Below are 22,810 nucleotides of genomic sequence, written 5' to 3' on the forward strand. Positions count from 1 at the left end.
GAATGACGGACGAAGCAAACGAAACCACGGAAATCGAACGGTCATTCCCACCCGTCGAACAGCCCGCACTGTTCGACGGCGACACCGGCGACATGAGCTCCGACGCCCGCATGGCAGCCATCGCATTGAAACGCGAGCGCTACATCTCCGGCGAACTGTTCAACCTGGTCAAAGACAACCTCGAAGCCGTCGAACGCTCCCTGAACAACGACATGCTCCGACTCGTATCCAACGAGAGATACCACGTCATGTATGCGGCACCCGTCGGCGGCGTCGAAACGAACATCCGTTCGCTCAAAACCCGCGCAAGCCTCAGCCGCGAGGATGCGGCCATGCTCGCATTCCTGCGCATCCACGTGCTCGAATACGAGAACCAGAAGACCCCTGTGGCCGACTGGCAGGTCAGCCGCGACGAGATCCGCGCCGCGCTCGCCACAGGTGCCGGCTATCTTGCGGGCGGCAACGACGAAGAGGGTACGACGAAGAAGATCGCCGCCGCGATCTCTCGCATGACGACCTACGGTTATCTCGAGCCGACGGATGATGACGAAATGCTTGCGATCACGCCGTTGGTGCCGATCGTACTCGACCGGCGGCTGGCTGACGAGTGGCTCGGTGTGACAGCGGAGGCCATGACGGACGATGCGCATGCGGAAACGTCGGAATCCATATTCGATGAGGATACGACGATCGACGAAGAGGAGCGATGATGACAGGAAACGATATGAGGATCGTCGCCGACTGTTGGATGATGGAAAGCCGACAGATCGTCAACTGGGGTTCCTATGACGGCTATCAGGAATTCAGGCCGTCCATCGATGCCGAATCGCCCATCACCTTGTTGGCCGGCGCCAGCGAATCCGGCAAATCCACCCTCGTCGACGCACAGATCTCACTGCTGTACCCAACCGGCACACCCTACAACAAGGCATCCAACTCCGGTCGCTCCGAACGCAATGACTACACGTACCTGCGTGGCATGATCGGCATCAGCGACGGCGAACACGGCGAAACGCCGATCTTCCTGCGAGGGCGTGACGCCACCGGTACGCCGCAGGCCGTATGGGGCGCCATCGTCGACACATACGTGAACCGCACCGACGGGGGCATGCTCTCCTGCGGCAAATTCCTCTATCTGTCCGCCGGAGACGGCAAGGATGAGGTACGTCGCCGCTATATCGCATGGAATCGCAAAATCGATCCGCGAAACATGGACCAGTACCGCGATACGCCATTCACCCCCAACATGTTCAGGAAAGCGTATCCGGATTGCAGCATATTCCCCAATGCCAGCGCATTCCACGCATACATCTGGCAGGAGATGGGCCTGAGCGCCGAAGCATGCCGACTCCTGCACAAAATCCAATCCGCAGACGCGCCATCACGGCTCGACGACATCTTCAAACAAGGCGTTCTCGACGTTCCCGAAGCGCTCAGACTCGCACAGGACACCGTCGACGACTACGATCGGTTCAACGCCAACTTCCATAGCATGGAGGACAAGGCCAAACGCGTCGCCAGACTCCAAGACATCCAAACCCAATACGACGCATACGCCAAACACCTGACTCAGGTACGCGAATACGAAGCCGTGAATCCCAACAGCCGGCAAGGCCTCGAAACCCTGACCTTATGGACGCGCTCGCGCATGGCCAGCGAAGTACGAGCCGGACTGCCCGCCGCCGAACGCAAGGTGAAGCAGCAGGAACGCGACCTGCATGAGGCACAGGAGCGGATCGCCGATCTGAACGGGCAACGCGAAGCCGTCGTCGAACGCATCAAAGGCATTGACGGCGGAACCTTGCAACGGCTGAACGATGACCTGGAACGCGCCCGACGTGACATGCGGGATGTGCGCTCGCAGCGTCAAAGCATCGCCGTGAAATTCGAGGGCGTCGAAGGCGCATTGCCGTCCGACGAGGCCTCCTGGAACGCGAAGCGTGACGCATTGGCCCAATCCATGGAAACATTCGACGAACGCATGGAGGAACTGGAATCCAAGCGGGATCGCCTGATCGGCGAGCGTGCCGCCGCCAATCAGGAATGTGCGCAGCTACGTCGGGACTACGATCGCAAACGCAGGCAAAGGACCCGCATCACCCAGGCGATGGACGAGGCTCGTGCGCTGATTGCGAAGGCGGTGGGCCTGGACCCGACCGAATTGCCGTATGTGGCGGAGTTGATGGACGTACGCGAGTGCGACGAACAGTGGCGCACCGCCATGAACGTCACGTATGCGCCGATTGCGCAGACCATTCTTGTCGATGGACGACATGAGCGAGGATTCGCGGCGAAGGTCAGCGCGATCGATCCGTCGCTGATGACCCGGCGCACTTGGCGGTTCGTGGATGTGGACAAGAGTTATGAATTCGCCGGCAATGACGGTTGGATGTCGTCGAAACTGCAGTATCGTGAGGATTCGCCGTTCTCCGGCTGGCTGAAGAAACAGACCGCTTCGACCCGTTTGGATGCATTGTGCGTGGAGACGATCGACGATGCCGCACATGAACGCCGTCAGGTGCAGGTGGATGGTCAGATCAAGTCCGGTGCGCATGGTTTCCATGGCACCAAGGGCATGAATCCGATCATCGGTTTCGTCAACGAAGACTATCTGACGGAATTGAAGCAACAGCTTGACAAAGCAGATCGTAGATTGTCCGATACCGAACGTCGCTGCGACATGGCTCGCAAGAGCATCGACCTGATGCATGCGGAAAAGAATCTCGCGGATCTGGTCGCGAATATGACGTGGAGCAAAATCGATGTGGTCGGTGCGGAAACGCTTGTCGAGAATCTGAAACGGCGGATCGAGCAGATTGAAGGCAATCCTGAACTGACGCAGCTTACCGAACGACGAAAGGAGATCGACAGGCTGCTTGACGAGGCGAATGCCCGCTTCTACCACGCAAAAAACGAAATGAAACTGGCCCAGGCGACGGTCGATGCCGAACACGCATGGCTGGATGCATATGAGGACATCGAATTTGACGATGATGCGCTATCCGGCGATGTATCGAACACTCTGGCCGACGCATATGAGGGATGCTTCGGCGGTGTGGTCCATGCCGAGGACAGACCGAAACTGATCGCCGGCGGGAACGACGAGGCCGGCGAGCATTCGTTCGGGACGCGCGTCGGACATGCCATGGAACGCGCCATGCGCGAGCGGAACGCGGCATTGGGCAAACGTGCGGGGGAGCTGCGTACCGTCGTGGAGCAGAGCATGGCCTCCTACCTGGAAAGGTACGCTCCCGACGATGATTCCGTGACAGGCGGCATCGAGGATTACCGATTCTATCTTGAGGAGCTGCGCAGCCTGCAGATGCTCGTCACGCGCGAGGCAACCGACGAGGAGTACGTCAACAGCCTTGACAAACTCACCAAAAATTTCCTGCAACTCAACCGTGCGCTCACAACCGACCAGGAAGACGTCAAGGACCAGCTTGAACGCATCAACGGCATGCTTGCCGAGCAGAAATTCGGTCCACGCGGCGGCAGGCTGTCCATCGACGTGGAATTCCGCCCCATCGAACGTGCATTCGCCTCATCTCTGAAAGCCACACTGAACAAGCTTGACGAATGGTTCAGAAACGACAAGGACAACCCCGATGCCACACGCAAGGCATTCGCCTCCTGCGCCACGCTCATCGAACGGATTCGTCAGGAACTGGAACAGGTACGCGACGTGAACGGCATCAGGAGCTACGGCGCACGCAACCTCGACCCGCGTGCGCGAAGCACGTTCTACGCCATCGTGCATCATGACGACGGACCCGACGAGCGCATCAGCTCCACCGGCGGCAAATCCGGTGGCGCCCTGCAGGAACTGACATCGTTCATCTACGGCGCAGCACTCATCTACCTGCTCGGCGGCGACATGACCGGCAGACCCACATACACGACCCTATTCCTCGACGAAGCGCTCATCAAGGCCGACGGCCGATACACGCAACGCGCACTCAACGTACTGCCGCGACTGGGTTTCCAAGTCATCGTATCCGCACCGGAAAGCAAGACCGCCGAAATCCTCGGCGTATCCACCAAAGCGTACGTGGCATACAAGGATCCGGAAACCAGCCGCTCCTTCCTACAGGAACTCACATCCGAAAACATCGCCGATCAAGAGGCCGAGCTTCAGACCGAAACCGCAGCCGGACCAGACCAAAGATTTCGAACAGACGTTCTAATGCAGTCCTGAAATGGGGTATCCTTGAAAGCTGGAACCTGAACATAAGCGAGCGGAGGATCGTTGTGGCTGCGAAGCGAACGAACGCAACAAACGGCGAAGTCGTAGTGGAACGCGTCATGACCAATGACGCATTCCTCGCACGAGAAATCAAAAAAAGCGCCGATGAAAGCCGAAAACGGTTCACTGATAGCTGATCTGAAACACCTGCCCAACGATCTCAAGATCGTCATCCAAGGCGCTCGCGAGCACAATCTCAAGAACGTCGATCTGGAGTTTCCGCGCAACCGCATGGTCGTATTCACCGGTCTGTCCGGCTCGGGTAAGTCCTCGCTGGCATTCGATACGCTGTTCGCCGAAGGTCAACGTCGCTATGTCGAATCGTTGTCGGCGTATGCGCGCCAGTTTCTCGGGCAGATGGACAAGCCCGATGTCGATTTCATAGAGGGCCTGAGCCCGGCGGTTTCCATCGATCAGAAGACCACGAACCGCAATCCGCGCTCGACCGTCGGAACCATCACCGAAATATACGACTACCTGCGATTGCTGTTCGCCCGGACCGGCATTCCGCACTGCCCGGAATGCGGTTCGCTGGTCAGCGCGCAGACCCCGCAGCAGATGGTCGATACATTGCTGAAGTATCCGGAACGTACGCGATTCCAGATACTTGCGCCGGTGGTACGTGGCCGAAAAGGCGAGTTCGAGGATCTGCTGGAGCTGCTTCGTGGCGACGGTTACGCTCGAGCCCTCATCGACGGTGAGATGAGGCAACTGTCGGACGATATCAAACTCACCAAGCAAAAGAAGCACACCATCGAGGTGGTGGTGGATCGTCTGGTGGTCAAAGACGGTATTCGACAGCGACTGACCGATTCGGTGGAGACCGCGTTGAAGCTTGCCAAAGGCGTGATCGTCGCCGATTTCGTCGATTTGGATGAGGACGATCCTGAACGCCGTAAGCCATTCTCCGAAAAGCGAGCATGCCCGAATGGACATCAGCTGGAACTTGACGAGATCGAACCCCGCACCTTCTCGTTCAACGCCCCATATGGCGCATGCCCGGTGTGCACCGGTATCGGCTATAAGCTGGAAATCGATCCGGAATTGGTGATTCCCGACCCCGACAAGACCCTCAATGAGGGTGCCATCGAACCCTGGGGACTGACCAAAGGGACCGGTGAATATTACCGTCACGTGCTCGAAGGCCTTGGCGACGAGATGGGCTTCGACCTGGACACTCCGTGGAGGAAGCTTCCGGAGGAGGTCCGCCACGCCATCATGTATGGCCGTGACTTCAAGGTGCAGGTCTCATACCGCAACCGATGGGGCCGCATGCGCGAGTATTCGACCGGTTTCGAAGGCGTGGTCCGCACACTTATGCGACGCCATGACGAGACCGATTCCGACCAGATGAAGCAGTACTACGAATCGTACATGCGCGAGGTGCCCTGCCAGGCCTGCCACGGCCGCCGTTTGCGCCCGGAAGTGTTGGCCGTCACCGTCGGTGGCGAATCCATCGCGGATGTGTGCGACATGGCGGCCGAAAGGAGCCTTGACTGGATCAACGACCTGCGGCTCGAAGGCTCCGCCGCGCAGATCGCGGGAGAGGTGGTCAAGGAGATCCGCGCACGGCTGGGCTTCCTCAACGACGTTGGCCTGAACTATTTGACGTTGTCGCGTGCCGCCAAGACGTTGTCCGGCGGTGAGGCGCAGCGCATTCGCCTGGCCACGCAGATCGGTTCCGGTCTGGTCGGCGTGATGTACGTGCTCGATGAGCCTTCCATCGGTCTGCATCAGCGTGACAATGAGCGTCTGATCGCCACGTTGCATCATCTGCGTGATCTCGGCAATACGCTGATTGTCGTCGAACACGACGAAGACACCATCACCAACGCCGACTGGGTGATCGATATCGGCCCAGGCGCCGGAGAGCATGGCGGGGAGGTCGTATATTCCGGCCCCGCCAGAAAACTCGTCAACGCGCCGAGATCCATCACCGGCGACTACATCGCCGGACGCCGCAAGATCGCAGTGCCCGAATCACGTCGGAAAACACACAGGACCAAACAGCTGCGCGTTGTCGGGGCTCGCGAGAACAACCTCAAGAATCTGACGGTGAATTTCCCCCTAGGCGTGTTCACCTGCGTGACGGGCGTCTCCGGATCGGGCAAGTCCACGCTGGTCAATCAAATTCTCTATCCTGTGCTTGCCAATAAACTCAACGGCGCACGTATCGTACCGGGAAAGCATACCCGCGTAGAGGGCGTGGGCCAGTGCGACAAGGTGATTCATGTCGATCAGAACCCGATCGGACGCACTCCACGTTCCAATCCCGCCACCTACACCGGCGTATGGGACAAGATCCGCACCCTGTTCGCCAAAACGCCCGAGGCGCAAGTGCGGGGTTACGGGCCGGGACGGTTCTCGTTCAATGTCAAGGGCGGCCGATGCGAAGCCTGTCATGGAGACGGTACGCTGAAGATCGAGATGAACTTCCTGCCGGATGTATACGTCGACTGTGAGGAGTGCCATGGCAAGCGCTACAACCGTGAGACGCTCGAGGTGAAGTATAACGGCAAATCCGTCGCCGATGTGCTTGATATGCCCATCGAGGAGGCCGCGCGGTTCTTCAAGGCATACCCCTCCATCTCGCGGTATCTCGATACATTGGTGCAGGTCGGCCTTGGGTATATCCGTCTCGGGCAGCCGGCCCCGACGCTGTCCGGTGGCGAATCCCAGCGCGTCAAGCTCGCCACCGAACTGCAGCGCAGATCCACCGGCAAAACCGTATACATTCTCGATGAGCCCACCACGGGCCTGCATTTCGAAGATGTGCGTAAGCTGCTGCTCGTACTGCAGGGATTGGTGGACAAAGGCAATACCGTCATCGTGATCGAACATAATCTCGATGTGGTGAAATCCGCGGATTGGATCGTAGACCTGGGACCCGAAGGCGGGGACGGTGGCGGTACCGTCATCGCCGAGGGCACGCCGGAACAGGTCGCCCAGTGCGAACGGTCCTGGACCGGCAGGTTCCTTAACGGCATGCTGTGAACATGATGATCGAAAAGCACAGTCCGGAGGTCTGGCGGAGAACGGCCGCGAACCTGCAAGGTGACGTTCCGTACACCGCGGAGGATGCTGGCGGTGGGGTGAACAGGAACGGAGCCCCTCTGCTGGGGGACACACGTGACCTGTTCAGGCCGAAAACCTCGGATATCCCGGCATTGCCGGGCGTATACAAATGGCGTGATGGCGAAGGTCGCGTCATCTATGTCGGCAAGGCGAAGAACCTGCGCAATCGCCTGACCAACTACTTCCAGCCGCTCCACCAGCTGCATCCACGCACACAGACCATGGTGCTTACCGCACGCAGCCTCGAATGGACCGTGGTCGGCACCGAACTGGAATCGTTGACGCTGGAATACACATGGATCAAGGAGTTCGACCCACGGTTCAACGTGGTGTTCCGCGATGACAAGACATATCCGTATCTGGCGATTTCGTCGGGGGAACAGGTTCCCCGCGTATGGGTCACCCGCAGCCGTAAGCGTCGAGACACCAGATACTTCGGCCCCTACGCGAAGGTATGGGATCTGCGGCACAGTCTCGACCGGTTGCTGAAGACGTTTCCCGTGCGCACCTGCTCGTACAGCGTCTATCACAAGGCCGAGGTCACGAACCGTCCATGTCTGCTGGCCTCCATCGGCAAATGTTCGGCGCCCTGCGTCGGTCGTATCGGGGTGGAGGAGCATCGCAGAATGAGCGAGCAGCTTGTCGGCGTGCTTACCGGGCGAATCGGTAAATCGTATATCGCGCAGCTCACGCGAGAGATGAGGGAGGCCAGTGCCGAACTCGAATTCGAGAAAGCCGCCCGGCTGCGTGACCAGATTCAGATGCTGCAGACTGTCATCGAACAGAACGCCGTGGTGTTCGACTCCGATGTGGATGCCGACATCTTCGGCATCGAATCGGACGAGCTTGAGGCTTCCGTGCACGCGTTCTTCGTGCGCGCCGGATCCATCCGAGGAGAACGTAACTGGAGCGTGGAACGTGTGGAGGACATCGGCGATGAGGAACTGATCGCCGATCTGATCATGCAGGTGTATTCGGACGCGACGGGAGAGGCGAGCCGGAACATTCGGCATGAGCCGATGGCTCAGGGCGGCACCGTTATTTCCGAGCAACGCAATGCCATCGGGTCCACACAATCCGTGACCGCCACCGACGCCATCTCTCGCGCGCAGGCCACCCGTGAACGTAACGAACGGCAGGAACAGACCGGTCGGGCCGATCTGCTTGCACCAATCGCGCCGGTGCCGCGGGAGGTCATCGTGCCGATCGAACCGGCGCGACGCAAAGATCTCGAGCAATGGCTGAGCGGCCTGCGCGGATCGGCGGTGACCATTCGTGTGGCCAGCCGCGGCGACAAGAAGCAGCTTATGGACCGTGCCTGCGACAATGCCCGGCAGGCGATGCAGCGCAGCAAGATGAGTCGTATCAGCGATATGGGCGCACGAACCACGGCCATGAACGATGTAGCCAAGGCGTTAGGCCTCGAACAGGCGCCGCTGCGCATCGAATGCTACGACATCTCCAACACCGTCGGCGGCGCCTTCCAGGTCGCTTCGATGGTGGTGTTCGAGGATGCCATCGCGAAGAAGTCCGAGTACCGCAGGTTCGCCATCCGTGGTGCGGATGGCCAAGGCGCGTTGGATGACTTGAGTGCGCTGTATGAGACATTGACCCGTCGATTCCGTCACGGCAATATCGCGGGCGATACCGGTGAAAGCATGGATAATGAGAAAAAGGCGGCGCAGACATCCCAGGCCTCCGGGAACGCCGACCTAGGAAACGCACCCGTCCAGCAGAACACGGATCGCCGTCACTTTGCCTATAAACCGAATCTCGTGGTGGTTGATGGCGGCAAGCCGCAGGTCATGGCGGCCGCCCGTGCCCTGAAGGATTGCGGTGTCGACGATGTGGCCGTCTGCGGCTTGGCCAAGCGCCTTGAAGAGGTTTGGATGCCTGACGATGACTATCCGATCATCCTCAAGCGCCAATCCGAAGGCATGTACCTGCTACAGCGCGTACGTGACGAATCACATCGTTTCGCCATCACCTATCATCGCCAAAGCCGAAGAAGGGGAGCATTGCGTTCCGCTCTCGACGATATTCCCGGTATCGGGGAAGCCTATCAGAAACGATTGCTCAATCATTTCGGCTCGGTCCGTGCCATGCGCGAGGCGGGTATCGAGGATCTCAAACAGGTCAAGGGCATCGGGAATGCCAAGGCGGAATCGATATACGGTGCCCTGCATGCGCGCGACCGAGGCCGGAACCAATCCGAAGGCATTCCGAAAGATGGGACGAAATAAGATCGGTCGGCACGAAATGACGGCGAAGTTGTTAGCATAAGGGTGAACGTCAAGGAGGGGAACATGCCGAACGTGAATCATCGTTGTGCCGTTCTGGGGAAGCCCATCGGGCATTCCCTTTCCCCCGTGCTGCATAATGCAGCCTATCGCGCGATGGGACTCGAGGACTGGTTCTATGGCAGACACGAGGTGGGGGAGGGCGATCTCAAGGATTTCCTGCGATCCCTTGACCCCAGTTGGGCGGGGCTCAGTCTGACCATGCCACTGAAAAAGACGGTTCAACCGTACGGCGAACCATCCGATATGTGGGCGAAAGAGCTGAAAGTCGCCAACACCGCCATCTTCGACTGGACCCGACCGAATCGGGACGGAGATGCGGATCTCCCGCATATCAGGCTGTACAACACGGACGTGCCGGGCATCCGGATGGCATTCGAGCACTCATATCGGATGCGGAGACCGAATACGCCCGCGGACCATGCGGACAATGCCGTGATCATAGGCAACGGCAACACCGCCACCTCCGCGTTGGCCGCATGTACGGCCATGGCCGGAATCGGCCACATCACAGTGGTGGCGAGACATCCCAGCAAGAACACGGAACTGGAACCTCTGGCAAGAAAATTCCTTCCGGGCGGGCACCCCATCGACATCGTCACCATGGATGATGCCTTGGATGCCCTGGCCGGGGCAAGCGTGGCGATCAATACGATTCCGGGGTTGGCAGCCGACGGTATTGCGGCGACCCTGACGGAAAACGGTCCCGTCGTGCATGGCACGCTGCTGGATGTCGTCTACGACCCGCGCCCGACCAAGCTCATGCAGGCATGGAGAAGGCAAGGTGGGTACTCCATTGGCGGTGAGGAGATGCTGCTGTATCAGGCCGTAATCCAAGTGCTGCTGATGACCGGTGTGTGGGATGGCGATCCGTCGACGAGCGACGCCATCGATATGGAGCAGGGCGAACGATTGGAACATGCGATGCGTGCGGCACTTGAGGAGGCGCTGTGATGGCACAAGACAACGAGATCGACAGGCAGTCGGCGGGAACCCATTTCAGCGCCGCCGCGCCGGCGGAAGGCTTCGAGGTGCTGCTCATCACCGGTATGAGCGGGGCCGGCCGGTCCCATGCGGCCGACAGCGTGGAGGATATGGGCTGGTATGTGGTCGACAACATGCCGCCGAAATTGCTGGTGCCGCTGGTTGACATGATGACCACGGCCGGGTCGGGCATCCACAAGTTGGCGGCCGTGATCGACGTGCGTTCCCGTGACTACTTCGATGATCTGTCGGCGGTGCTGAGCCATTTGGACGATTTGGGCGTCAAAACGCGCATCCTGTTCCTCGATGCCAGCGACGAGGTGCTGATCAAACGTTACGAATCGGTGCGTAGGCCGCACCCGCTACAGCAGGGCAACCGTCTGATCGACGGCATTCTCGAGGAACGCGATCTGCTGGAGAACCTCAAGGAACGTGCCGACATCGTCATTGATACCTCCAAGCTCAGCATCCACCAACTGTCGACGAAACTGTATGAGGCCATGCTCGGCTCCGGTCCCACCACCGTTTCCGTGCACATTTTCAGCTTCGGGTTCAAATACGGCATTCCGATTGATGCCGATTTCGTGGCTGATGTCCGTTTCCTGCCGAATCCGTTCTGGGTGCCGCAGCTGCGTTCCATGACGGGCAGGGACCAGCCGGTCAGCGATTACGTGCTTTCCAGCGACGGGGCCGGGGAATTCCTCGATGCCTACGAGAAGGCGATCGCGGTGGCGATCGAGGGATATGCCCAGGAGGACAAGCACTATGTCACCATCGCCATCGGGTGCACCGGCGGGCAGCATCGTTCCGTGGCCATGAGTGAGGCCCTTGCCAAGCGTTTGCGTACGAGAGGACTTTCCGTCACCGTCTCCGCACGTGAACTCGATAAGCGCTCTGCGGAAAAATGACCGTATGATGAGAATGTAGCGTCCGAACATAGTGAAAACACACGGTGATTGTCCAAGATATTCGGTATCACAGTAAGCCGGTGGCAGTGCGGAATCACCCCGCGACTCGCCTGAAATTTTGGGAAGAACAGGAAAGTAGGAGGTTGGCTCTTGGCTCTTCTGGATGATGTCAAAAGCGAGCTGGCCGCAATCGACAACGAATTGCCCATCGCCAAAAAGGCGCAGGCCACTTCGATGATTCGATTCGGCAACGGCTTGCACACGGTGGACCATCATGTTCTGGTGCAGGCTCAGCTTGACTCCAAGGATGCGGCTCTGTGGTTGCGGGACACCATCAAGAACCTGTACGGCCATGAAGCCACGTTGACCCCGGTCTCCAGACAGACCCCGACAGGCATCGTCCAGCGCTTCGTGATCCGAGTCCCCAAGGGAAGCGCGGCTCTGGTTCTGCAGACCGGTCTGTACAGCCGCTACACCAAGAACATGGTGCTCGGACTGCCCAGTGAAATCATCAACGGCAAGATCGCCCAGATCAAGGCCGCCTGGCGCGGTGCCTTTCTGGCGAACGGCCGACTGTCCGACCCGGGCAAGGCCAGCTATCTCGAAATCGTATGCCCGAATCATGAAGCCGCCTTGGCCCTGGTGTCCACGGCACGACGTCTGGGCATCACGGCGAAGTCCCGTCGTCTGCGCAGTTCGGAACGTGTGACGCTGCGTGATCCCGACGCGATCGAGCGCATGCTCATTCTGATGGGCGCGCCCCATTCCGCCCGTGAGTGGACCGGCAAGCGCTCCGACGGTGAGGCGCGCGGCAAGGCGAATCGCCTGGCGAATTTCGACGATGCCAACATGCGTCGTAGCGCCAAGGCCGCCGCCGAGGCATGCGACAAGGTGCGCCAGGCCTTTGAGATTCTCGGGGATGACATTCCCGACAATCTCAAGTCCGCAGGCCAGCTGCGTCTCGACCATGCCGATGCCTCTTTGGAACAACTGGGCCGTCTTGCCGAGCCGCCAATCACCAAGGACGCCATCGCAGGCCGCATCCGCCGGTTGCTTCAGCTCGCCGAAAAGACCGAAAAGGCACGTCGGCAGGACGCCTGAGCTCCGGAACATCATGCACGACACCATGCACGTTTTCGAACGTCATGGTGTTTTTGTTCGTTTGGGCTTGTATGATTCAGAAGTGGCAATATGGCCATTCCATGCTTATTGCGGCTAGGAAAGGAAATACATGAAGACACTTAAGGATCTTGGAAATCTCAAGGGCAAGCGCGTTCTGGTCCGCGCTGATTTCAACGTTCCGCTGGACGGCACCACGATCACCGATGACGGTCGCATCAAGGCCGCCCTGCCGACCATCAAGACTCTGCGCGAAGAAGGCGCAAAGGTCATTCTGATGGCCCACCTCGGTCGTCCGAAGGGCAAGGTCGTGCCGGAGCTGTCCCTCGCACCGGTCGCCGCCCGTCTTGGCGAGCTGCTCGGCATTGAGGTTCCGCTGGCTTCCGACACCTACGGTGAGGATGCCCAGGCCAAGGTCGCCGCAATGAACGACGGCGATGTCGTGCTGCTGCAGAACGTACGATTCAACCCGGAGGAGACCAGCAAGGATCCAGAGGAACGCGCCGCCTACGCCAAGAAGATCGCCGCTCTCGGCGAGGCCTTCGTGTCCGACGGTTTCGGCGTCGTGCACCGCGCCCAGGGCTCCAACTATGACGTCGCTGCCGATCTGCCTGCCGCTGCGGGCCTGCTGGTCGAGAAGGAAGTCAAGGCCCTGTCCCGCGCCACCGTCGAACCGGAACGTCCGCTGACCGTCGTGCTCGGCGGCTCCAAGGTCTCCGACAAGCTCGGCGTGATCGAGAACCTGCTCGACAAGGCCAACCGTCTGGTCATCGGCGGCGGCATGGTCTACACCTTCCTCAAGGCCAAGGGCCTTGAGGTCGGCACCTCCCTGCTGGAAGAGGACCAGGTCGAGACCGTCAAGGGCTACATCGAGCGCGCCGAGAAGAATGGTGTCGAACTCGTGCTGCCAACCGATATCGTCGTGAACCCGGTCTTCCCGAAGTCCGATGAGGACATCGCTCCGGAAGTCGTAGCCGCCGACGCCATCCCGGCCGACAAGATGGGCCTGGACATCGGGCCGGACTCCCAGAAGCTCTTCCACGACAAGATCGTCGATTCCAAGACCGTCGTGTGGAACGGCCCGATGGGCGTGTTCGAGGTTCCGGCTTTCGCGGCCGGTACCGAAGCCGTGGCTCAGGGCCTGGTTGACGCCACCGCGGCCGGTGCGTTCACCATCGTCGGCGGCGGTGACTCCGCTTCCGCGGTGCGTAACCTCGGCTTCCCGGAGGATGGTTTCTCCCACATCTCCACCGGTGGCGGCGCCTCCCTCGAATTCCTCGAGGGCAAGGAACTGCCGGGTCTGAAGGTGCTCGACTGATTTCATGGATCATGAAGGGTGCTCTCTCATCTTTCGGTGGGAGGGCACCTCTTATTTCGCTCTTTTTTGTGCGTATCCCGAACAACCATCCTCACAACACAGGCAGGGAATAGGATAGTCATATGACATCACGGCGTATTCCGCTGGTCGCGGGCAATTGGAAGATGAACTTCGACCATCTCGAGGCCACCTATTTCGTGCAACAGCTGGCCTGGAAGCTGCGTGACGCGCGTTTCGACTACAAGCGTTGCGAAGTCGCACTGATGCCGTCCTTCACCTCGTTGCGTAGCGTGCAGGTGCTGGTGGAATCCGACAAGCTCAGGATTCGTTATGGCGCGCAGGCGGTGTCCGTCACATCACAGGGCGCGTTCACCGGTGACGTATCCGCGGATATGATTGCGCATCTTGGATGCTCGTACGTCATTGTCGGGCATTCCGAACGCCGTAAATACCATCCGGAGGACGATGCGAACATCGTCGATCAGGTACGCGCGGTACTGGCGGCCGGCATGCAACCCATCCTATGCGTGGGAGAAAGCTACGAGGAACGTCGTAAGGGCATCGAGCTCGATTTCGCCGTCGGACAGGTACATGACGTCACGCGTGACCTCTCCGATGAGGAGGCCTCACGATTGATCGTGGCCTATGAGCCGGTCTGGGCCATCGGCACCGGAATGGTCGCCACGCCACAATCCGCGCAGGACGCGGCGAAGGCCATTCGAGACGATCTTACGGCGACGTTCAGCACCACGGTCGGTGATACGGTGCGCATTCTCTACGGCGGATCGGTATCTTCCAAGAATGCGGTCGAACTCATCGGTGAACCGGATGTCGATGGATTCCTCATCGGCGGTGCCGCATTGAAAGTGGACGAACTGACCAAAATCTGCCGCCTGACCCTTGAGGCGACCGCCTAGGGCATATTCGCCCTCATATTCCGATAGGCGTGGTCAATATTCGATTTTCTCAACACCATGCGGTATTGTTAGCAACAGTGTTTACGAACTGGAGGTTCACTCGTGTCCGCTATGGCCATCGTCAAGCTTGTGCTGCAGATTGTTCTTGTCATTTTCAGCTTGCTGCTCACCCTGCTGATTCTCATGCACAAGGGTAAGGGCGGCGGTCTGTCCGACATGTTCGGTGGTGGCCTCACCCAAAATGCAGGTTCCTCCGGAGTGGCGGAGAAGAATCTGAATCGTTGGACCGTCATCATCGCGCTGCTGTGGGTGGCCATCATCATCGCTCTCGGTCTGATGACGAAGTTCAATCTCATCTGAAAATCCGCATAGTTTCGGCCCATGACTGGCATACGGTCATGGGCCGAAATTCGTTCTGGCCCTCCGTAATGGATGAAGGAATGACTGACGTGACCGCTTTGAACACCGAACGCAGCCGCATGACCGCCATGGTCGTGGCCGATCTTGACGGTACCTTGTTGCATGATGGCGCAACCTTCGAGGAACGTTTTCTGACGCAACGGTCCATCGACAGCATCAATCGACTGCATGATGCCGGCGTAAGATTCGTGGTCGAAACGGCCCGACCGGTCAGTACCGGATTGCGGTTCGTGGACAGACTGCCGGTCGATGCCGTCGCCTATCTGAATGGTGCCCTGATCGATTTCAACCCCGCCGTTTCGGATTATGAGATGCTCACCTCCGGTATACTTCCCGAGGACGGTCATCTGATGAAAATCGGATTCTCCTCGCAGCGGGCATGTGAGGTTTGCAGGTATCTGCTTGAGGAACTTCCCGGTTTGGAAGTCGGTATCGTCATGGATGACGTCCGATACACGAATTTCGATGTCACCAAATACTGGAAGACGCAGACTTGGCGGTATACCGATTTCAATGATGTTCCGGAAGGCGTCGCCGACAAACTGATACTGTTTCCGAATCCGGAACAGTGGAATCGTGTGCGCGAACTCATCCCCACGGATTTCGACGTGCATATCTCGGAAGGCACGTTGTGGATGCTGATGAGCCCGGATGCCAACAAGGAACATGCATTGACCATTCTGGCCGACCACTTCTCCGCACCGTTATCACAGACGGTCTCATTCGGCGACGATCTGGTGGATATCTCCATGCTGCAGCAGTCGGGCAGGGGAGTGGCCGTGGCCAATGCCAATCCCGATGTGCTGAAGATCGCCGATGAAATCTGTCCATCGAATAACGATGACGGTGTGGCGCAATGGATTGAACGCCATCTTTTGTAGACTCCTCATGGACTTCCGCCGAGAAACCTTGGATTGAACTTCCATGGAATTCGTTTACGGAAAATACATGTCTTGAATTGAACTTCCGAGAATTCACCTTCGATCTAGTGCTAAACTTTTGAACTAATGCTTGATCGAATTGAACTGAAAGGATCGGTATGACAAGCGCATCATTTTCCACTCGACTGGGTAGCGCCATGGCGTTTCGCAAGGTGAAGCAGATTGATTTCGTACATGCCGCGGAAAAGTTCAATATCAAGCTCGGTAAAAGCCACATGAGTCAGTATGTAAGCGGGAAAACCGTGCCTCGTGCTGACATCGCCCGTTTTCTTGCGGGGTTTCTGCAGGTGAATGAGCAGTGGCTGATGGGAGAAGACGTTCCAATGGACCAGAATATCGCCGTTTTGCCTGAACCGGTCTTCAACGGTTCCCGGCATGATGATGCCGCGTCCGTGCAAACGCAGTCAACAGAAGGAAGAACCATGCGTACATTCACCAAATCTCACAAGCTTGACAATGTGCTCTACGACGTTCGTGGACCGGTTGCTGATGAGGCTGCACGCATGGAAGCCGCTGGAACGCATATTCTGAAATTGAATATCGGCAATCCGGCCCCGTTCGGATTCCGTACGCCGGACGAGGTCGTCTACGATATGTCGCAGCAACTGCCCGATACGGAAGGCTATTCGCCGTCGAAAGGCCTGTTTTCCGCACGCAAGGCCATCATGCAATACGCGCAGCTGAAGAACCTCCCGAATGTGTCGATTGACGACATCTATACCGGCAATGGCGTCAGTGAGCTGATTAATCTGTCACTATCAGCCTTGGTCGACAACGGTGATGAGGTGCTGGTCCCCTCTCCGGATTATCCGTTATGGACGGCCTGCGTGAACTTGGCCGGCGGCACCGCCGTGCACTACACCTGTGATGAGGAATCCGAATGGTATCCGGATATCGAGGACATGCGCTCCAAAATCACCGATCGGACGAAGGCCATTGTCATCATCAACCCGAATAATCCGACCGGTGCACTGTACCCGAAGGAGATTCTTGAGCAGATTGTCGAAATCGCGCGCGAGCATCAGCTGATGATCTTCTCCGACGAAATCTACGATCGCTTGGTTATGGACGGTCTGGAGCACGTCTCCATCGCATCGCTTGCCCCGGATCTGTTCTGCGTGACGTTCTCCGGCCTGTCAAAGTCGCATATGATTGCGGGCTGGCGCGTTGGCTGGATGATTCTCAGTGGCAACAAACGCATTGCCAGGGACTATATTGAGGGCCTGAACATGCTGGCCAACATGCGCATGTGCTCGAACGTGCCGGCGCAGTCGATCGTACAGACGGCTTTGGGCGGGCATCAAAGCGTCAGGGACTATCTTGTGCCTGGCGGCCGGGTCCGTGATCAGCGTGATCTCGTCTATGACATGCTCAATGAGATTCCGGGCATCACGGCTGTCAAGCCCAAGGCGGCATTCTATATTTTCCCGAAAATCGATGTGAAGAGATTCAACATTCATTCGGACGAGCAGTTCGCGCTTGACCTGCTGCATGACAAGCATATCCTGATCAGCCATGGCGGCGCGTTCAATTGGCAGCGGCCGGATCACTTCCGTGTGGTGTATCTTCCTCGCATGGGCATGCTGCGGGAGACCATCGGTGAGCTTTCCGACTTCTTCAGCACCTACTATCAGGACTGATACGGAACGGCCCGGATAACGATTGACCCCATCCATTGTGGATGGGGTCAATCGTTATCTACCGGATAAACGGTACCGTATCAGCGAATGATTCAGCCGTTGACGCGGTCGATGCCGGCCTGGACGTCGGTAAGAACGGAATCCCAGGACTTGATGAAGGCGGCGACGCCATCGGCTTCCAGCTTGTCGGTGACAGCCTTGAAGTCGATGCCCAGCTCGGCGAGCTTGGCCATGATGGCGTGGGACTCTTCGTAGGTGCCCTTGATGGTCGGAGCGCCGTTGCCGTGGTCGGCAAGAGCGTTCAGGGTCTTCTCCGGCATGGTGTTCACGATGAACGGAGCGACGAGCTCGTCAACGTAGACGCAATCGGAGTAGGCCGGGTTCTTGGTGCCGGTGGAGGCCCACAGCGGACGCTGCTTCTTGGCGCCCTTGGCTTCGAGGGCAGCCCAACGCGGATCGTTGGCGAACTTGTTCTCGAACAGTTCGTAAGCGAGGCGAGCGTTGGCGATGGCGGCCTTGCCCTCGAGAGCCTTGGCCTCGTCGGAGCCGATCTCCTCGAGCTGCTTGTCGACGGCGGTATCCACACGGGAGACGAAGAAGGAGGCGACGGAACCGATGTGCTTCAGGTCGTGACCGTTGGCGTCAGCCTGTGCGATACCCTCGATGAAGGCGTCGATGACCTGCTCGTAGCGTTCGAGCGAGAAGATCAGGGTGACGTTGACGGAGATGCCCTTGGCCAGGGTGGCGGTAATCGCCGGCAGGCCTTCGAGGGTCGCCGGGATCTTGATCATGGCGTTCGGACGGTTGACCTTCTCCCAGAGCTCGACAGCCTGCTTCTCGGTGGCTTCGGTCTCGTGGGCCAGACGCGGATCCACCTCGATGGAGACACGGCCGTCAACGAAATCGGTGGCCTCGGCGACCTCACGGAAGATGTCGGTGGCGTTGCGCACGTCAGTGGTGGTGAGCTCGCGGATGGCGGTCTCAACGTCAACCTTGCCGAGCTCCTTGAGCTGGGCGTCGTACGGGCCGACCTGGCTCAGAGCCTTCTGGAAAATGGACGGGTTGGTAGTGACGCCAACGACGTTCTTGTCCTTGATGAGCTCCTGCAGGTTGCCGGACTCGATACGGGTGCGGGACAGATCGTCCAGCCAGATCGAGACACCGGAGTCAGAGGTGCGCTGAGTTGCTTCAGTCATTGTTATTTCTCCTTGATACCTATTTGGATCAAATCTTGTGTTTTGCGGTGAAAGGGGAGGGATACAGGCTTCGTATCCCTCCCCGGTGCATCACTTGGCGGCTTCGACTTCGGCGATGGAGGCCTTGGCGGCTTCTACCACGTGCTCGGCGGTGATGCCCAGATCGATCATGTTCTGAGCACCGTCGCCCTGCAGGCCGAACTGCTCGATGGAAACGGGCTTGCCGTAGGAGCCAAGGTACTTGTACCACGGCATGGCAACGCCGGCCTCGACGGAGACGCGGGCCTTGACGGCGGCCGGAAGCACGGCTTCCTTGTATTCGGCATCCTGCTCCTCGAACCACTCGAGGGACGGCACGGACACGACGCGGGCCTTGACGCCTTCACCGGCCAGGGTCTTGGCGGCGGCGACGGCCCACTGGACCTCGGAGCCGGTGGCCATGATGATGACATCCGGCGTGCCCTCGGTGTCGACGAGTACATAGGCACCCTTCTTCACGCCTTCCTTGGCCTTCTCGGCGGTCTCGGCAAGAACCGGGACACCCTGACGGGTCAGGATCATAGCGGTCGGGAGGGTGTTCTTCTTTTCGAAGAATGCACGGTAGGCCTCGGCGGTCTCATAGGCATCGGCCGGACGAACGACCTCGAGCTGCGGGATGGCGCGGAAGGAGGCCAGATGCTCGATCGGCTGGTGGGTCGGGCCATCCTCGCCGACGGCGACGGAATCATGGGACCACACGTACAGGTTCGGAATCTCCATGAGGGCGGCCAGACGCACAGCCGGACGCTCGTAATCGGAGAACATGAAGAAGGTGCCGCCGAACGGACGGGTATGGGAGCCCAGAAGGATGCCGTTGGTGACGGTGCCCATGGTGAACTCGCGCACGCCGAAGTGCAGCTGACGGCCATACTTGTTGCAGTTCGGCCACTGCTTGGTGGCGCACTCCTCCGGGGCGAAGGTGGCGGCACCCTTGAGATCGGTCTTGTTGGAGCCGCCGAGGTCGGCGGAGCCGCCCCAGAGTTCCGGCATGACAGCGGCGATGGCGTTCAGCACGGAGCCGGAGGCGCCACGGGTGGCGACACCCTTGCCGACTTCGAAGGTGGCCTCAAGGTCATCGATGGCCTTGTCGAAGCCCTCCGGAAGTTCGCCGGCCTTGATGCGGTCGTACAGCGCGGCCTTGTCCGGATTGGCCTTGCGCCATGCGTCGTACTTCTCGTCCCATTCCTTGTGGGCCTCGAGACCGCGCTCGGCGACCTTGCGGGCGTGGGCCAGCGCCTCTTCGTCGACGTGGAAGGACTCTTCCGGATCGTAGCCGAGCAGCTTCTTGAGGCCGGCAACGGCCTCGGCGCCCAGCTTGGAACCGTGGGAAGACGGATCGTTGGTCTTGCCAGGGGTCGGCCATGCGATCAGGGTGTCGACCTTGATGAGCTTCGGCTGGTTCGGCGCGGCGGCCTGTGCCTTGGCGATGGTCTCGGCCAGTCCGTCGACGTCTTCCTTGTAGGAGCCATCGGGCTGGATGAAGCTGAACTCGTCGGTGTACCAACCGTAGGCCTGGAAGCGCTTGAGCACATCCTCGGCCAGCACCAGGTTGGTGTCGCCTTCGATCTGGATGCGGTTGGCATCGAAGATCACGGTCAGGTTGCCCAGCTGCTGGTTGGCGGCAAGGGATGCGGCTTCGCCGGAGATGCCCTCTTCGATGTCGCCTTCACCGCAGATGACCCAAATGTTGTGGTCGAACGGGGATTCGCCTTCCGGGGCTTCCGGATCGAGCAGGCCGCGTTCGAAACGCTGGCCATAGGCGAAACCGATGGCGGAGGCGAAGCCCTGGCCCAGCGGGCCGGTGGTCATTTCGATGCCCGGGGTCAGGCCGTACTCCGGGTGGCCCGGGGTGCGGGTGTCGGCGCCGCCGCGGAAGTTCTTCAGATCGTCCAGGGTCAGGCCGTAGCCGGAGAAGTACAGCTGAACGTACTGGGTGAGGGAGGCGTGGCCGCCGGAAAGGATGAAGCGGTCGCGACCTTCCCACTTGGGATCGTTCGGATCGTGCTTGATGAAGTGCTGGTACAGGGTGTAGGCGATGGGCGCCAGGGAAACGGGGGAACCCGGGTGGCCGTGTCCCGCACGCTCAACCGCGTCGGCCGACAGGACCTTGGCCATCTTGATGGCGCGCTCGTCCAGCTCGGTCTCCTTGAATTCGGTCATAGGATTACTTTCCTTCCAATTGGTCGGGCCGCGTATCCGGCTTGTGCCGAGCGCTTGACGCCCTCACATTGCGTATTCCATAGTAGCGATGTGAGGTGACGTAGCAGTGAAATTTTGGCGTGTTTTGGTAAGTTGTGTTCTGTTAACGCTCACAATGAACATTCCCGTGCGTTTGCGCTGTTCGCTTGGGGATGCGTCGATCGTTCGGGAAGAACGAGTATGGGGGATATGGCGGCAATACTCCCGAAGCGAACGATTAGCACTCCGGGGCCGGGAGTGCTAAAACAGTATCAGGAGATTTATCGTGAGGCGGCACGTTCCAATCCTGTTCGATCATGCCGTATATGCTTATTCTTTTATATTAAGGGGGATGCATGGCGCAGTCGAGACGCATGCTGGTGCTGCGCGCCGTTGTTGAGGACTACATTCGTTCGCAGGAACCCGTCGGCTCGACCACGCTGACCAGAGACCACGATCTGGGAGTGAGCTCGGCGACGGTGCGCAACGATATGGCCGCATTGGAGGATGAGGGCTATCTGATTCAGCCGCACACCTCGGCAGGCAGGATCCCTACGGAAAAGGGATACCGCTACTTCGTGGACCGGTTGGCGACCGTCATGCCGTTGTCCGAAGCGCAGCGCCGAGGCATCAACAGTTTCCTGTCGGGGTCGGTCAATCTTCAGGATACGTTGCAACGTGCGGCGCGCCTGCTTGCACAGATCACCGGGCAGGTGGCGGTGGTCGCGGCGCCGTCGCTGTCCAAGTCGACGTTACGGCATGTCGAAATCGTGCCGGTCTCCATTACCACGTTGCTGGCGGTGGTCATCACCGATACCGGGCGCGTGGCCCAGCATATCCTCAACATCGTCGATTTGCCGGATATGACCACGCTCGCCCATCTGGTCAATGAGATCAACACGCAATGCGCCGGGGTCTCGTTGGCCCAGACCGCCGATTGCGTGCGTCAGATGGAGTCACGTAGCGAATACCGTTCCATCAGCGCTCTGACGGAGGCATTGGCGCGGGCCCTCGACGGCATGGCGGATGACGAACGTGCGGGAGAGCTGTATATGGCAGGCACGTCGCAGCTGGCGCACCAGCATACTGTCGCCGACCTGGCGCCACTGTTCGACGCATTGGAGGAGCAGGTCGTGCTGATGAAACTGATGAGCTCGTTGAGCGAAACCACACAATCCGATGGGGTCGGTGTGGCCATCGGCTCGGAGACCCATACACCGGGATTGCTGCACGCCTCGGTGGTCACCAGTGGCTACGGCCGTACTTCCGCCGGCAATGCCGGAAACGCAGGCAGTCCAGATGCTGATGGCCACGGCGGGAACGACGATTACGGCAATGTCGATGGCGACCAGACGGCAGCCACCTCAGAACCGGTGGCATTCGTTGGGTCCATCGGACCGACGCATATGGATTACGTGACCACCATGGCGGCCGTCAGGGCGGTCGCCCGTTACCTTACGGCATTTCTTGCACACGATGAACACCATACGAACGACTGACCCCGCCTTATGGCACAATGACACGCGGAA

General features: G+C 59.2%; 14 protein-coding genes and 1 pseudogene. 13 read left to right on the forward strand and 2 right to left on the reverse strand.

Features of this window, described 5'->3' with window-relative positions:
• Positions 1 to 2: 2 nt before the first annotated feature.
• From BMOU_RS05100 to BMOU_RS05155, 12 genes and pseudogenes are all read left to right on the forward strand, one after another.
• Complete coding sequence (locus BMOU_RS05100) at positions 3 to 710, forward strand: DUF4194 domain-containing protein (RefSeq protein ID WP_034875439.1); 708 nt, start codon at positions 3 to 5, stop codon at positions 708 to 710.
• Positions 707 to 4,198: an ATP-binding protein gene (locus tag BMOU_RS05105; RefSeq protein ID WP_235143711.1), complete on the forward strand. Its 3,492-nt coding sequence runs from the start codon at positions 707 to 709 to the stop codon at positions 4,196 to 4,198. Before BMOU_RS05100 ends, BMOU_RS05105 begins: the two co-directional genes overlap by 4 nt.
• A 107-nt stretch (positions 4,199 to 4,305) precedes the next feature.
• A pseudogene (uvrA, locus tag BMOU_RS05110) lies at positions 4,306 to 7,240 on the forward strand (excinuclease ABC subunit UvrA).
• Positions 7,241 to 7,242: 2 nt separating this feature from the next.
• Positions 7,243 to 9,564 carry an excinuclease ABC subunit UvrC gene (gene uvrC / locus BMOU_RS05115; RefSeq protein WP_034875441.1) on the forward strand — a complete coding sequence of 774 codons (2,322 nt, stop codon included), beginning with the start codon at positions 7,243 to 7,245 and terminating at the stop codon, positions 9,562 to 9,564.
• 63 nt (positions 9,565 to 9,627) lie between these two features.
• Entirely contained in the window at positions 9,628 to 10,575 is a 948-nt protein-coding gene (locus BMOU_RS05120; protein WP_034875443.1) for a shikimate dehydrogenase family protein, read from the forward strand.
• Positions 10,575 to 11,513, forward strand: a complete 939-nt coding sequence (gene rapZ, locus BMOU_RS05125; protein WP_034875444.1) for an RNase adapter RapZ — start codon at positions 10,575 to 10,577, stop codon at positions 11,511 to 11,513. Before BMOU_RS05120 ends, rapZ begins: the two co-directional genes overlap by 1 nt.
• A gap of 150 nt (positions 11,514 to 11,663) precedes the next feature.
• The gene (gene whiA / locus BMOU_RS05130) at positions 11,664 to 12,614 is read left to right on the forward strand and encodes a DNA-binding protein WhiA (protein WP_034875447.1); all 951 of its coding nucleotides are present in this window, start codon (positions 11,664 to 11,666) and stop codon (positions 12,612 to 12,614) included.
• 130 nt (positions 12,615 to 12,744) lie between these two features.
• The gene (locus BMOU_RS05135; protein ID WP_034875449.1) at positions 12,745 to 13,950 is read left to right on the forward strand and encodes a phosphoglycerate kinase; all 1,206 of its coding nucleotides are present in this window, start codon (positions 12,745 to 12,747) and stop codon (positions 13,948 to 13,950) included.
• Positions 13,951 to 14,072: 122 nt separating this feature from the next.
• A complete protein-coding gene (tpiA, locus tag BMOU_RS05140; RefSeq protein WP_034875451.1) occupies positions 14,073 to 14,867 on the forward strand; it encodes a triose-phosphate isomerase in 795 nt (264 codons plus the stop codon).
• Positions 14,868 to 14,978: 111 nt separating this feature from the next.
• Positions 14,979 to 15,227 carry a preprotein translocase subunit SecG gene (gene secG, locus BMOU_RS05145; protein ID WP_003840168.1) on the forward strand — a complete coding sequence of 83 codons (249 nt, stop codon included), beginning with the start codon at positions 14,979 to 14,981 and terminating at the stop codon, positions 15,225 to 15,227.
• A gap of 80 nt (positions 15,228 to 15,307) precedes the next feature.
• On the forward strand, positions 15,308 to 16,168 hold the full coding sequence (locus BMOU_RS05150; RefSeq protein WP_235143712.1) for an HAD family hydrolase: 861 nt from the start codon (positions 15,308 to 15,310) through the stop codon (positions 16,166 to 16,168).
• A 158-nt stretch (positions 16,169 to 16,326) separates the two neighbouring features.
• On the forward strand, positions 16,327 to 17,868 hold the full coding sequence (locus tag BMOU_RS05155; RefSeq protein WP_081738499.1) for an aminotransferase class I/II-fold pyridoxal phosphate-dependent enzyme: 1,542 nt from the start codon (positions 16,327 to 16,329) through the stop codon (positions 17,866 to 17,868).
• A gap of 92 nt (positions 17,869 to 17,960) precedes the next feature.
• Here BMOU_RS05155 and tal read toward each other — a convergent pair whose 3' ends face one another.
• Positions 17,961 to 19,064 (reverse strand): transaldolase, encoded by a 1,104-nt coding sequence (gene tal / locus BMOU_RS05160; protein ID WP_034875453.1) that lies wholly within the window; start codon positions 19,062 to 19,064, stop codon positions 17,961 to 17,963.
• Between the two features lie 90 nt (positions 19,065 to 19,154).
• A complete protein-coding gene (gene tkt / locus BMOU_RS05165; RefSeq protein WP_034875455.1) occupies positions 19,155 to 21,263 on the reverse strand; it encodes a transketolase in 2,109 nt (702 codons plus the stop codon).
• Positions 21,264 to 21,637: 374 nt separating this feature from the next.
• Between tkt and hrcA the strand changes: the two genes are divergently transcribed.
• Positions 21,638 to 22,780, forward strand: coding sequence for a heat-inducible transcriptional repressor HrcA (gene hrcA, locus BMOU_RS05170; protein WP_034875457.1), 1,143 nt, complete (start codon positions 21,638 to 21,640; stop codon positions 22,778 to 22,780).
• Positions 22,781 to 22,810: the final 30 nt, after the last annotated feature.

It is taken from the genome of Bifidobacterium moukalabense DSM 27321 (genome assembly GCF_000522505.1).
Classification (GTDB): Bacteria; Actinomycetota; Actinomycetes; order Actinomycetales; family Bifidobacteriaceae; genus Bifidobacterium; species Bifidobacterium moukalabense.

Coding starts and splice junctions, on each gene's coding strand:
- BMOU_RS05100 (WP_034875439.1), top strand. CDS start 3: ATGACGGACGAAGCAAACGAAACCACGGAAATCGAACGGTCATTCCCA.
- BMOU_RS05105 (WP_235143711.1), top strand. CDS start 707: ATGATGACAGGAAACGATATGAGGATCGTCGCCGACTGTTGGATGATG.
- uvrC (WP_034875441.1), top strand. CDS start 7,243: ATGATGATCGAAAAGCACAGTCCGGAGGTCTGGCGGAGAACGGCCGCG.
- BMOU_RS05120 (WP_034875443.1), top strand. CDS start 9,628: ATGCCGAACGTGAATCATCGTTGTGCCGTTCTGGGGAAGCCCATCGGG.
- rapZ (WP_034875444.1), top strand. CDS start 10,575: ATGGCACAAGACAACGAGATCGACAGGCAGTCGGCGGGAACCCATTTC.
- BMOU_RS05135 (WP_034875449.1), top strand. CDS start 12,745: ATGAAGACACTTAAGGATCTTGGAAATCTCAAGGGCAAGCGCGTTCTG.
- tpiA (WP_034875451.1), top strand. CDS start 14,073: ATGACATCACGGCGTATTCCGCTGGTCGCGGGCAATTGGAAGATGAAC.
- secG (WP_003840168.1), top strand. CDS start 14,979: ATGGCCATCGTCAAGCTTGTGCTGCAGATTGTTCTTGTCATTTTCAGC.
- BMOU_RS05150 (WP_235143712.1), top strand. CDS start 15,308: ATGACTGACGTGACCGCTTTGAACACCGAACGCAGCCGCATGACCGCC.
- BMOU_RS05155 (WP_081738499.1), top strand. CDS start 16,327: ATGACAAGCGCATCATTTTCCACTCGACTGGGTAGCGCCATGGCGTTT.
- tal (WP_034875453.1), bottom strand. CDS start 19,064: ATGACTGAAGCAACTCAGCGCACCTCTGACTCCGGTGTCTCGATCTGG.
- tkt (WP_034875455.1), bottom strand. CDS start 21,263: ATGACCGAATTCAAGGAGACCGAGCTGGACGAGCGCGCCATCAAGATG.
- hrcA (WP_034875457.1), top strand. CDS start 21,638: ATGGCGCAGTCGAGACGCATGCTGGTGCTGCGCGCCGTTGTTGAGGAC.